The organism is Paraburkholderia sp. WS6 (genome assembly GCF_030464835.1).
Taxonomy (GTDB): domain Bacteria; phylum Pseudomonadota; class Gammaproteobacteria; order Burkholderiales; family Burkholderiaceae; genus Paraburkholderia; species Paraburkholderia madseniana.
In genome coordinates this window covers 48,619-60,264 of sequence record NZ_JALQCK010000024.1, presented here as the reverse complement: position 1 = coordinate 60,264, position 11,646 = coordinate 48,619, and the positions used below count along the sequence as shown (strand labels likewise).

The 11,646-nt window shown below is 59.4% G+C and carries 12 protein-coding genes; 6 read left to right on the top strand and 6 right to left on the bottom strand.

All coding sequences use genetic code 11. From position 1 onward, the window contains the following. Positions 1-31 precede the first annotated feature (31 nt). Together M0D64_RS26185 and M0D64_RS26180 are read right to left on the bottom strand one after the other, a co-directional pair. Entirely contained in the window at positions 32-772 is a 741-nt protein-coding gene (locus M0D64_RS26185) for a response regulator (protein ID WP_154561142.1), read from the bottom strand. A 225-nt stretch (positions 773-997) separates the two neighbouring features. Further along, positions 998-1,780, bottom strand: a complete 783-nt coding sequence (locus M0D64_RS26180; protein WP_266259816.1) for an SDR family NAD(P)-dependent oxidoreductase — start codon at positions 1,778-1,780, stop codon at positions 998-1,000. 121 nt (positions 1,781-1,901) lie between these two features. Between M0D64_RS26180 and M0D64_RS26175 the strand changes: the two genes are divergently transcribed. Next, a complete protein-coding gene (locus M0D64_RS26175; protein WP_266259815.1) occupies positions 1,902-2,801 on the top strand; it encodes a LysR family transcriptional regulator in 900 nt (299 codons plus the stop codon). A gap of 1 nt (position 2,802) precedes the next feature. Here the strand turns inward: M0D64_RS26175 and M0D64_RS26170 are convergent, their stop codons facing one another. Next, positions 2,803-3,762, bottom strand: a complete 960-nt coding sequence (locus M0D64_RS26170) for a LysR family transcriptional regulator (RefSeq protein ID WP_168435734.1) — start codon at positions 3,760-3,762, stop codon at positions 2,803-2,805. Between the two features lie 130 nt (positions 3,763-3,892). Between M0D64_RS26170 and M0D64_RS26165 the strand changes: the two genes are divergently transcribed. Next, positions 3,893-5,059, top strand: coding sequence for a mandelate racemase/muconate lactonizing enzyme family protein (locus M0D64_RS26165; protein ID WP_054033760.1), 1,167 nt, complete (start codon positions 3,893-3,895; stop codon positions 5,057-5,059). A 4-nt stretch (positions 5,060-5,063) separates the two neighbouring features. Here the strand turns inward: M0D64_RS26165 and M0D64_RS26160 are convergent, their stop codons facing one another. After that, positions 5,064-5,225 carry a hypothetical protein gene (locus M0D64_RS26160; RefSeq protein WP_154561138.1) on the bottom strand — a complete coding sequence of 54 codons (162 nt, stop codon included), beginning with the start codon at positions 5,223-5,225 and terminating at the stop codon, positions 5,064-5,066. Here M0D64_RS26160 and dctA point away from each other — a divergent pair. Further along, entirely contained in the window at positions 5,224-6,579 is a 1,356-nt protein-coding gene (gene dctA / locus M0D64_RS26155; protein ID WP_266259814.1) for a C4-dicarboxylate transporter DctA, read from the top strand. The genes M0D64_RS26160 and dctA overlap by 2 nt on opposite strands. A gap of 472 nt (positions 6,580-7,051) precedes the next feature. Next, positions 7,052-7,423: a hypothetical protein gene (locus M0D64_RS26150; protein ID WP_266259813.1), complete on the top strand. Its 372-nt coding sequence runs from the start codon at positions 7,052-7,054 to the stop codon at positions 7,421-7,423. Positions 7,424-7,517: 94 nt separating this feature from the next. Here the strand turns inward: M0D64_RS26150 and M0D64_RS26145 are convergent, their stop codons facing one another. Beyond that, on the bottom strand, positions 7,518-7,919 hold the full coding sequence (locus M0D64_RS26145) for a hypothetical protein (protein WP_266259811.1): 402 nt from the start codon (positions 7,917-7,919) through the stop codon (positions 7,518-7,520). A 93-nt stretch (positions 7,920-8,012) separates the two neighbouring features. Then, positions 8,013-8,783 (bottom strand): CerR family C-terminal domain-containing protein, encoded by a 771-nt coding sequence (locus tag M0D64_RS26140; RefSeq protein ID WP_266259810.1) that lies wholly within the window; start codon positions 8,781-8,783, stop codon positions 8,013-8,015. 109 nt (positions 8,784-8,892) lie between these two features. Here M0D64_RS26140 and M0D64_RS26135 point away from each other — a divergent pair, with 109 nt between their 5' ends. Together M0D64_RS26135 and M0D64_RS26130 are read left to right on the top strand one after the other, a co-directional pair. Next, positions 8,893-10,035, top strand: a complete 1,143-nt coding sequence (locus M0D64_RS26135) for an HlyD family secretion protein (protein WP_266259809.1) — start codon at positions 8,893-8,895, stop codon at positions 10,033-10,035. Further along, positions 10,028-11,638 (top strand): MDR family MFS transporter, encoded by a 1,611-nt coding sequence (locus M0D64_RS26130; protein ID WP_266259808.1) that lies wholly within the window; start codon positions 10,028-10,030, stop codon positions 11,636-11,638. Before M0D64_RS26135 ends, M0D64_RS26130 begins: the two co-directional genes overlap by 8 nt. The last annotated feature ends 8 nt before the right edge of the window (positions 11,639-11,646 follow it).

The window sequence follows — 11,646 nt, the reverse complement described above, 5'->3', positions numbered from 1 at the left end:
AAGCCCAGCGGTTGTGGCGGCAGGACGGCGCTTATGAGGCCGCTGCGCTCAGTTTGTCGACGCTCGCTGCGAAGATGTAGCCGGCACCGCGTTCGGTCTTGATGTAGGCAGGATGCGATGGATCCTCTTCAATCTTGCGGCGCAGCCGGAGAATCTGGACATCGATCGACCGGTCGTACACGTCGTCGTAAAGCCGGCTCGCTTCGAGTAGCTGCTCGCGCGTGAGAATCCGGCCCGGAGAAGCGAGAAACGCGTTGAGCAGGCAGAACTCGCCATTAGTCAGCTCGACGCGCTTGCCGTCCGGCGATGTCAGCCGGCGCGTGCCGATATTCAGTTCCCATCCGGCGAAGCGGTACGCGCGCGCGTCGACCTGACGTCCTGTCAGCGACTGCGTGGCCGCTGTGCGCCGCAACACCGTGCGGATGCGAGCCAGCAGTTCGCGCGGGCTAAATGGTTTGGTCAGGTAGTCGTCGGCGCCGAGTTCGAGTGCCATGACGCGGTCGGCCTCGTCGAGGCGGCCTGATACAACGATGATGGGCAGCGATGACTGCTCGCGTAGCCGACGCGCGATTTTCATCCCATCCTCGCCCGGCATCCGCAGATCGAGTACGACCAGGTCGATCGCGTATTCCGCCAACGCGGCGGTCATTTCCTGGCCATCGGCGGCGACGGTCACCTTTAAGTCGTTGTCCGTCAGATACTCGCAAATGAGATTGCGAATGGCTGGATCGTCGTCCACTGCAAGCACATGTGGAAGATTAGACTCGCTCATCACCGGAAGCCTCGTTGCAAAGCGGGAACGCGGCGCTGTCGTGCTGCCACGTGCGGTGGACTAGCGATCGCCCGCCGGATGGCACATTATAGCGACGGATTGACGCGAGCACAGAACCCGTCGCGGACCGGGCCGAGCGATGGTCCGCCGGCATCACGAACCCGTGCGTTAAAAATGGGTGCTGCCTGCTAAGGGCGAGCGGCCATCGATCCGGCGCTGAAAAAATCAGACTTGCACGCGTCCACCATCAACGAACAGTTCTATCCCGGTGATATAGCTGGCATCGTCGGAGGCGAGAAAGGAAACCGCCTTGGCGATTTCATCGGTGCTGCCGACGCGGCCAAGTGGTGTCGTTTCGGCAACCTCCTTGCAATAGGCTTCGATCTGTTCGTCGGTCAGCTTGAGTTCGGTCTTGTACGCAGGCGTGACGACGACACCAGGCGCGACCACATTGACGCGGATGTCGCGGCCTTTGAGATCCGATGCCCAGGTGCGTGCGAAGGAGCGCAATGCAGCCTTGGTGGCGGCGTAGACACCGAACGCCGGTACACCTTGTACCGATGTGATCGATCCTGTAATCACGATGGCGCTGCCGGCCCGCATGAACGGCAACGCGCTCTGTACGGTTAGCAAGGTGCCTTTCACGTTGATGTCGAAGTACTTGTCGAATTGTGCTTCGGTGATCTGTCCAAGCGGGGAGAACTCGCCGCCGCCCGCATTGGCAAAGAGAATATCGATCGTTTGATGTTCCGCAGACACCGCGTCGACGACTCTCTTAAGGTCCGCCGCCGACGAAATGTCGCCACGAATCGCGCGTGCCCCGTGCCCGATTTCAGATACCGCCGTGTCCAATTCTGCCTGGCGTCTACCGGTGATAAACACCGTTGCACCTTCGCGAGCGAGGCGCTTGGCGGTAGCGAGGCCGATTCCGGTGCTGCCGCCGGTTACGAGCGCCACCTTTCCCGCATGCTTGGTCGAATGGATGTTGTCGTAGAGGGACGTTGTCATTTCAGGACTCCTGGTTCATCTGTGGATTAATGAGCCCAGCTTAGTTTAAACACCCATGCAGATAAATATGTATATTATGGTTTGTCTATTCACATGAGTGGATAATCGACGAGGTAAATCCATGGACCATCTGCAGGCCATCCGTATTTTTGTTCGCGTTGTCGAGACAGGAGGCTTCGGGCGGGCAGCCCTTTCTCTGAATATGCCCAATGCCACGGCGAGCAAATGGGTCCAGTCACTGGAAGCGCATCTTGGCGTAAAACTGCTGGAGCGCAATACGCGGCGGGTCAGTGTGACGACCTATGGCGCGGCTTACTATGAGCGCATGCGGCAACTTCTCAGCGAGCTCGATGACATCGAGGCTACGCTCGGTCGGGAGGAGGCGAGCCCGCGCGGCGTGCTGAGAATCGACGCTGGCGGATCGACGGCAAGCGGCATTCTTATTCCCGCTTTGCCAGCCTTTCTTGAACGTTATCCGGACATACAGGTTCAACTAAGCGTCACTGACCGTACCGCGGATCTTGTCGCCGAAAACATAGACTGTGCAATTCGAAGTACAGCCGACGATCCGGATCTTGTGACGCATCCGATCGGGAAGCTTGTATGGACCACATGTGCGAGTCCCGCTTATCTTGCGAAGTACGGCACACCGAAACATCCTCAGGAAATCGTGGATAACAACCTGCCTGTTGCGGGATATTTTTCCGCCAGTACGGGTGTGACGCAGCCCCTTATGTTTCGCCGGGACGAGGAGACGATCACGCTTGGCCGCGTACGTAATGACGTTCTTGTCAGCGAGAGCAATTCACACATTGCAACTGCACTGGCCGGTTTGGGGATCGTCCACACGTTGGACTTCATGGCTCGTCCGTTCATCAAGCAGAGGAAACTTGTACCCATTCTCACGCGATGGCGGCCGGACCCGCTTGAGGTCTATATCGCGTATCCGCCTAGCCGACGATATAGCACCAAGGTGAGGGTGTTTGCGGATTGGGCCGCTGCATTGTTCGCGTCTGCGTGACTTATGACTTGCGGCCCGTTTTCTTTTTTTGATCATAGATCGAAGCACCGGTTTCGACAGGTATAAACGGTGCTTGAAAGCGATCGATCAGAAAGTCGATGAATGCGCGGGCGCGGGCCGTCTGGTTTCGCTGGCTCGGATAGTAGACGAAGAGGTCGGCTGAGGGCAGCACCGTTTCCGGCAAGACCAGTTTGAGCCGCCCACTTTGGACGTATTTCGCCAGATCCCATTCGGAACGAATCAATATCCCATGCCCGTCGAGTGCCCACCGCAGCACGATATCGCCATCGTTGCTCGATAGCGCGCCTTTGACTTTCAACGCTTCGGTGTGGTCCCCCTGCATATACCGCCACACGCCATAGGCATCATCGTTCTGACGATGAATGATGCAACGGTGCCGAACGAGATCCTCTACGCACTCCGGTGTCCCGAAACGCTCGAGGTATTTCGGGGAGGCGCAAAGAAAGCGACGATTGCTCATGATACGCCGGGCGCTAAGCCGGCTGTCAGGGAGTTCGCCAAAACGAATCGCCATATCGAACGCCTCCTCCACCAGATCGATGGGCCGGTCGGTCACCTCAAACTGGATCTCCACGTTGGGAAAACGCTTCGCGAATTCGGACACAAGCGGCGCGATGGTCGTGCGCCCGAAGCCGAGCGTCGCATTGACGCGTAGCAGTCCGTGGGGATCGGATCGAGCCCCCGATATCTCGTCCTCCATCTGCCGGACTTGCCCGACGATCTGTGTCGCGTAGCGCAGGTAAGTCTCGCCCTCGGGCGTCAGGCTGACACTCCGCGTTGTCCGGTTGACTAACCGCGCCCCCAGTCTTTGTTCCATCAGCCCCAGGCGTTTGGTCGCGGCCGGCGGGGTGAGATCGAGCGCCCGCGCCGCTCCCGACAAGCTTTTGAGTCTGGCGAGGAGGATGAAAAACTCGAAGTCGGATGCTGAGTCAGTCGTCACTTCAGTTGTTCACCAAAAGTAAAAAATGAAATGAATCCAAGTGAATTCTAATCCCTCCTTTCGCGGATAAGCTAGTTTCCATTGCAGCGGGACGCATGCAAAACGTGCCCAAAACTCAGGAGACCCCGTCATGAGAATCGTTGAAATCCGCGAAAAAACTGTTCCGATCAGCTCCCCGATCCGGAATGCCTACATTGACTTCAGCAAGATGACGCTGAGTCTCGTCGCCGTGGTGACGGATGTCATCCGGGACGGAAAACCGGTCGTGGGTTATGGCTTCAATTCCAACGGCCGCTACGGCCAGGGCAAGCTGATGCGCGAGCGCTTCATTCCGCGCATTCTTGAAGCCGATCCCGCCACGCTCGTCAACGATGCCGGCGACAACCTCGATCCGCACAAGATCTGGGCGACCATGTTCACGAACGAAAAGCCGGGCGGTCACGGCGAGCGCTCGGTCGCCATCGGCACGATCGACATGGCGATCTGGGATGCGGTGGCGAAGATCGAAGGCAAGCCGCTGTTCCAGTTACTGGCCGACCGTTACGGCAATGGCCAACCCGATCGCAAGATCTTCGTGTACGCGGCGGGTGGTTACTACTACCCGGGCCAGGATCACGAGAAGCTGAAAGACGAAATGCGCAGCTACATCGACCGAGGCTATACGGTTGTGAAGAAGAAGATCGGCGGCGCTTCGCTCGATGAAGATCTGCGCCGCATCGACTCGATCCTGAGCGTACTCGGCGACGGTCAGAAACTCGCCGTCGATGCCAATGGCCGCTTCGACCTTGACACCGCGATCCAGTACGCGAAGGCACTCTCGCAATACGACCTGTTCTGGTACGAAGAACCGGGCGACCCGCTCGACTACGAATTGCAGGCGACGCTGCGCAACTACTACGACAAGCCGATGGCAACTGGCGAAGACCTGTTCTCGATGCAAGACGCACGCAACCTGATCCGTTACGGCGGCATGCGTCCGGATCGCGACTGGTTGCAGTTCGACTGCGCGCTGAGCTATGGCCTGGTGGAGTATCTGCGCACGCTCGACATGCTGCGTCAACACGGCTGGTCGCCGAGCCGCTGTATTCCGCACGGCGGGCACCAGATGTCGTTGAACATTGCGGCCGGACTCGGTCTGGGTGGCAATGAATCTTATCCGGACCTGTTCCAGCCTTATGGCGGCTTTCCCGACGGCGTGAAGGTGGAGAACGGCTTCATCACCATGCCGGATCTGCCTGGCATCGGCTTCGAAGGAAAAGCGGATCTTTTCGCCGAAATGCAAAAGCTGTCCGCATAAGCCTTCAAACGGCAAAACGCGCCGACAAAAGCGTCGGCGTAGCGTTCATAAGAATAGACAAAAGGAACGCACGCGAAATCAGTCCGTGCTCGCCGCAGCGGTAGATCCCGCTGCGGCGGCTGGTGCTGAATTTCATTAAAAGATGCCACGCATAGGAGACAGTCATGCGGGTTTCAAAGATCGGAAAATCTCTTTCCAAGCTCTACGTACAGGTTCTGATTGGCATTGTTGCCGGCGTCCTCGTCGGCCATTTCTATCCTGACATCGGTTCTCAGCTCAAACCTCTCGGAGATCTGTTCATCAAGCTGATCCGGATGCTGCTTGCGCCGATCATTTTCGCGTCTGTTGTCGTCGGCATTGCCCGCATGAACGACCTTCATGCGGCCGGTCGCGTTGGCGTCAAGGCGGTTGTTTACTTTGAAATTGCATCGACGATTGCGCTTGCTGTTGGCCTTGTAATCGTGAACGTCATCAAGCCGGGCAGTGGTATGAACATTGACCCCGCGCATATCGACAGTTCGGCCATTTCCAGCTACACCCATGCGGCACAGCAGCACGGCATGCTTGAGTTCTTCATGAGCATTGTTCCGAACAGCATTGTCGGAGCGTTCGCAAATGGAGATATCCTGCCCATCATCTTCTTTTCGCTTCTGCTCGCCATCTCTCTCGCCAGGCTTGGTCCCCGCACTGTGCCGTTCGTCGACATGCTCGACATGTTCCTTCAGGGCATGTTCGGTGTCGTACGAATCGTGATGTATGTCGCGCCCATCGGTGCCTTTGGCGGCATGGCATTTACCATCGCGAAGTACGGAATTGGCACGCTCGCATCGTTCGGCCAACTGATGCTGTGCCTCTACCTGACCTCGATCTTCTTCGTGGTCGTTGTGCTTGGTTTTGTCATGCGGATGAGCGGACTGTCGCTGTGGAAGTTTCTCCGCTACATCAAGGACGAGATCTTCATTACTCTCGGTACCGCTTCGACTGAAGCGGTGCTCCCGCAGATGCTCATCAAAATGGAGAAGCTGGGGTGTTCACGCCCCGTGGTCGGGATGGTGCTGCCTACGGGCTATACCTTTAACGCCGATGGCACGGCGATCTACCTGACTATGGCCTCGATGTTCGTCGCGCAAGCGATGAATATCCACTTGACGATCGGCGATCAGTTGCTGCTCCTCGGTGTGTTGCTGCTGACATCCAAAGGGTCTGCGGGTGTGGCCGGAGCCGGATTCGTCGCGCTGGCTGCTACGCTGGCCTCGATGCACAAAATCCCTGTGTCTGGACTGGTGCTGCTGCTAGGCGTCGATCGCTTCCTCAACGAAGCTCGTGCCGTCACAAACTTGATCGGCAACGGGGTAGCGACGATTGTCGTCGCTCGATGGGAGGGGGCGCTCGATATGAACAAGGCCCGCGCGATGCTCAACCGTACCGACGTGAGCATCGATGCGTTGGAGTCCGCCGACGAGACGCCGGCGGATCGGACGCCTCCGAAAGACGCTGTTATTCGGCCCCACACGCATTGAATCGTCGAGGCAACTTGATGCTGAGCAGATTCCTTCGCCGCGAGTAGCGCAACGCTGACGCAAGCACTCGTAGAAACACATCCTTGGCGTATGGCCGATCCATGCACGTCGTGCGATCTTCGCCCCCAAAACACCTCGGCGTGTTCCTACAAGCGCTTGCGGCAACCGTCTACGAAGAAACGCGAACGGCAAGACTGCGGATACAGAGAGGGTGATCCCGGCCGAATCATGTAGCCCCGCGCTCTGTGACCTCGAGATTCTGTCATCAACCGTATAACGAATTTATAAAACCGAGGGGTGTGTACCGTAAATTCAGCATATCTAGGCGCACGTCTCGCCATTCCACTCGACCCACATACCTTCTTTATCAAGAAGCCCGCGCTTTATACAACGGCTTTAGATACAGCTCGATATCATCGCTCCGCTTGACGCCGCTGCTTCACAGCCAGGCGTCATTCTTCGGAGAAAAATCATGTTTGAAATTGGCAAAGAGTATTCCCGGGAAGACATTCACAGGGTGACGGGAGGATGCAAGCAGGCATTCTTGCCTACGAAGGGCGGCAAGGTCGTCGCTGCGCGATTGCGTCAGGACCTCAACCCCTATGCCCCAGATGTGATCGTCTGCGATAGCAGCGCCGCTGCACGTGCGGCCGGCCGGACGCTCGCGCGACAGACCGAGCCGCTTCCTATTTTTGTCCGAACAGCAACTGACCGATTCCGTTACATGGGCGAGTACGTCACCGATGAATCGTTCACTGCTCCGCTCGACTACGCCAAATACGTGCAGAACACCGGATTTACGCTTGGTCAGATTTCACGCGTGATCAAGATGAAACGCCGTTGATCTCTACGGCGTTTTCGATTCGTAATCGTTCTTTCGCCGGCTGGGTTGTTGCTCGCACCCAACCGGCGATCATCAATGACGCGACAGACAGCGCTCACTCCTCGCACTTCACATCCTGCCGTCGCACGACGATGATCACCGGGTAGGTGCCGTGCTCGAGTTCCACGCGTGCGACCACAGCCATCGTCGCGTTGTCGACGTCGTCGTACACGCTGACTTTTTCGTTCCGAAGGTTTGTCACGCCGGTACAGGCTGACGCGCGACCTTCGTCGGAGATCTTGCATTGAATCGGGTTGTCAGCAACGTAGCGATATTTGTCCCGGTCGGGGGTTGAAAGGTATTCACGAAAGCTCTGCGCCGATCCACCGACGCCGGTGAGATACCCAATGGCGCACTGCAGTTTGGGTGCGTCGCTGCCCCCGGATGTTTGGGCGGTTGCGATCGTGCTTGCGGTTGCAATGACCGCGGCGAGTGTCAATGCAAGGGGATATCTCATGGCGCAAATCACCGTTGTCGGTTCGAAGTGCTGGATTGTAATGGCATCTTGCCCAACGGGTTCGAAAGCGTTGATGCGTGCGCCGGCGTGAGATCACTGCTGCTTGCGCGGCTTTCCTTTACCCGTGGTTTGCGTGGTTTGCGCGGGGGGTGTGAGCCCCTCGTCACGTTCCCGGCTCCAATGCTCGAGCAGCGTGCGAGTCTGATCGCGGACGGTCGACGTGAGCAGTGCCGCCTTCTCTGCGTCGATGCTCTTCCAGCCGAGCATCGACAGCTTGGACGGATGCGCGAGGTGAAAAATCACCAGTTGCCCATGCAGGCTGAAGGTGCGGATCAAGGTGACCGGATCGTCGGCTGCACGCCCGGAAATTCGCGCCACTAGCGCCACGCTGACATCGTTGAGCGGCTGGCGAATCCGGCAGCCGAAAATCTGCATGGCACTCTGAGGTTCGTGTCCCGCCTGTTCGCGCGCAAAGAACATCCGCCGGCCGGGCTTGCTTGCCTTGACGAAAGCGCTGTGCGCGATCGCTGTCTGAATACCGATGAAGGCGTCGATCAACGCCGGGGTGTCGGCGTTTTCACGCAGCGCTTCCTGCGCGTGTTCGATGGCCGGGCCGAATGTCTCCCATGCGTCGTCGGCGAGCATCTCGACACATGCGCGATACACCCCTTCCTTATTCTCGAAGTAGTACTGCAGCGCGGGCGCGTTGACGCCGGCGCGGGCCGCGATGTCGCGTGTCGACGCGCCCTCGAAACCGTGTTCGCCAAACAGTTCGATCGCCGCCTCGATGATCCGGTGCCGCGTTTCGTCGCCGCGTGCATAGCCGCCCTCCGGCGAGCGACGCAGCTTCTTTGCGGTGCTCATGCATCTTTCTCCATTGCGCGTATTGCGGGAATTCGTAAGAAATATATCACTTGACACAATTTGATCAACTGGAATAATTGTGCCACGTGGAAACAATTGGACCGATACGATGTCAGCGACCGCAGGCTCTCCCTCCCGCCCGATACCCGCCAATGATTCGCCCGCAGCAGGCGCGAGGCGTCCCAGCCGGCGCACGGTGCTGATCGCGCTCGGCGTCGTCGCGCTGATCGTCGGCGCCGTCTGGCTCGCCCGCTGGTGGACCGTGGGCCGCTTCATCGAAAGCACCGACGACGCCTATCTGCAGGCCGACAGCGTCACCGTGGCGCCCAAGATCGCCGGCTACGTTACGGAAGTTTACGTCGCGGACAACCAGGTCGTGAAGCCTGGTGATCCGCTTGTCCATCTCGACGCCCGCCAGTATCAGGTCGCGCTCGACCAGGCGCGGGCCACGATCGATGCGCGCAAGGCCGACATCGAACGCGCGCAGGCCGACATCAAACAGCAGCAATCCAACATTGCGCAGGCCCAGGCGCAGCAACAGGTGGCGCGCGTGAGCGCGCAGCATGCGAGTGACGAAGTGCGCCGCTACGCGCCGCTCGTCGCCACCGGCGCTGAAAGCAGCGAACGGTTGGCGGAATTGACCAGTAGCCGCGATCAGGCGAATGCCACGCTCGCCGCGAATGCGGCGGCGGTCGAGGCAGCACGCTCGCAGATTGGTTCGGCCACCGCGCAGCTCGCGCAGGCGCGCGCGCAGCTCGAAGCCGCCCAGGCCAGCGCGCAGCAATCGCAACTCGATCTCGACAACACCGTGGTGCGCAGTGTCCTCGGCGGCAAGGTCGGCGATCGCACCGTGCGTGTGGGTCAGTACGTGCAACCCGGCACGCGGATGCTCACGGTCGTGCCGGTCCAAAGTACCTATTTGCTGGCGAACTTCAAGGAAACGCAGGTGGGCGGGATGCGCATCGGTCAGCCGGTGGAAATGCACGTCGACGCGTTGCCCGGTCATACGCTGCACGGCGTGATCGACAGTTTCTCGCCCGGCACGGGCTCGCAGTTTGCGCTGCTGCCGCCGGAAAATGCCACGGGTAACTTTACGAAAATCGTGCAGCGGGTGCCTGTGCGGATTCGGATCGACACGGGCACGGAGACGCGCAGCGTGCTCTTGCCGGGGCTGTCGGTAACCGTGGATGTCGACACGCGTTCGGCACGCGATCGTGACGCACGCATCGATAGCGAGAACCATCGTGGCTGAATCGGGAACCACCAGTCCCGCCGCCGTGGCGCCACCCGCACCGCGTGGGGAGGAGCGAGCCAGCGTCGGCGACTGGATCGCCGTCGCCGCAGGCGCGCTCGGTGCCCTGATGGCGACACTCGACATCTCGATCACGAACTCCGCGCTGCCGCAGATCCAGGGCGAAATCGGCGCCACCGGTACGGAAGGCACCTGGATTTCGACCGGCTATCTGATGTCGGAAATCGTGATGATTCCGCTGGCGGCATGGCTTACGCGCGTGTTCGGCCTGCGCAATTTCCTGCTGACGAATTCGGCACTTTTCATTGCGTTCTCGATGATGTGCGGCTGGTCACACACCTTACCCATGATGATCGCCGGCCGCATCGGCCAGGGCTTCACGGGCGGCGCGCTGATTCCGACGGCGCAGACCATCATCCGCACGCGCCTGCCGCTATCGCAGATGCCGGTCGGCATGACCATGTTCGGCTTGATCGTGTTGCTCGGGCCGCTGCTTGGACCGGTTGTCGGTGGCTGGCTCGCGGAGAACATTAGCTGGAGCTGGTGCTTCTTCATGAATCTGCCGATCTGCCTTGCGCTGATGACCCTGTTGATCGTCGGCCTGCCGTCAGACCGGCCGCACTGGGAAGCGTTTTTCAAGGCGGACTGGCTCGGCATCGTGGGTCTCGCGATTGGCCTCAGTTCGCTCACGGTTGTGCTCGAGGAAGGCCAGCGCGAGCGCTGGTTCGAATCGTCGATGATCGTGACGCTTACCTGCGTGTCGCTCTTCGGCATGATCTTGATCGCCGCCTCGCAAATGACCGCGAAAAAGCCGATCGTACGTCTGGGTCTGATGCGCAACCCGAATTACGCCAGCGTGATCGTGATTGTGTCCGCGGTCGGCGCAGCCCTTTATGGTGTGTCGTATCTGCTGCCGCAGTTTCTCGGGGTGGTCGCGGGCTACAACGCCGAACAGTCCGGCGCGATCATGCTGCTTTCCGGGCTGCCGGCCTTCATGATCATGCCGATCCTGCCGCGGCTGCTTGGCAAGGTCGATTTCCGCGTGCTGGTGATCACCGGGCTGGTGTTGTACGCGATCAGTTGCATGATCGACATTGAGTTGACGGCACAGAGCGTCGGGCACGATTTCATCTGGTCGCAACTGATACGCGGCACCGCACAGATGCTCGCGATGATGCCGCTCAATCAGGCGTCGATGGCGGCCGTATCGCGCGAAGATTCCGGTGACGCCGCCGGTCTGTACAACATGGCGCGCAATCTCGGCGGGTCGATCGGCCTTGCGATCATCGGTACTGTGATCGACCGGCGCACGACCTTTCATACCGCGATGATCCGGGAGTCTGTCAGCGCAAATTCGCTGATCGGCCAGGAGAGCCTGGCGGCGAACGCGGCGAACTGGTTCGCCCACACGGGCGACATGGCGTACTCGCAGATGCGCGCGCTTGGGCAACTCGGCGCGCAGATCCAGCAGCAGGCCGTCGTGATGACCTATTCGGAAACCTTCTATCTGCTCGGCATCGCGCTGATCGCCTGCATTCCGCTTGCGCTGCTTCTGAAAACACCCAGCCGGAACGCACCGCCGCCTTCTTCCGCCGGACACTAATGTCTTTT

Coding starts and splice junctions, on each gene's coding strand:
- M0D64_RS26185 (WP_154561142.1), bottom strand. CDS start 772: ATGAGCGAGTCTAATCTTCCACATGTGCTTGCAGTGGACGACGATCCA.
- M0D64_RS26180 (WP_266259816.1), bottom strand. CDS start 1,780: ATGACAACGTCCCTCTACGACAACATCCATTCGACCAAGCATGCGGGA.
- M0D64_RS26175 (WP_266259815.1), top strand. CDS start 1,902: ATGGACCATCTGCAGGCCATCCGTATTTTTGTTCGCGTTGTCGAGACA.
- M0D64_RS26165 (WP_054033760.1), top strand. CDS start 3,893: ATGAGAATCGTTGAAATCCGCGAAAAAACTGTTCCGATCAGCTCCCCG.
- dctA (WP_266259814.1), top strand. CDS start 5,224: ATGCGGGTTTCAAAGATCGGAAAATCTCTTTCCAAGCTCTACGTACAG.
- M0D64_RS26160 (WP_154561138.1), bottom strand. CDS start 5,225: ATGACTGTCTCCTATGCGTGGCATCTTTTAATGAAATTCAGCACCAGC.
- M0D64_RS26150 (WP_266259813.1), top strand. CDS start 7,052: ATGTTTGAAATTGGCAAAGAGTATTCCCGGGAAGACATTCACAGGGTG.
- M0D64_RS26145 (WP_266259811.1), bottom strand. CDS start 7,919: ATGAGATATCCCCTTGCATTGACACTCGCCGCGGTCATTGCAACCGCA.
- M0D64_RS26140 (WP_266259810.1), bottom strand. CDS start 8,783: ATGAGCACCGCAAAGAAGCTGCGTCGCTCGCCGGAGGGCGGCTATGCA.
- M0D64_RS26135 (WP_266259809.1), top strand. CDS start 8,893: ATGTCAGCGACCGCAGGCTCTCCCTCCCGCCCGATACCCGCCAATGAT.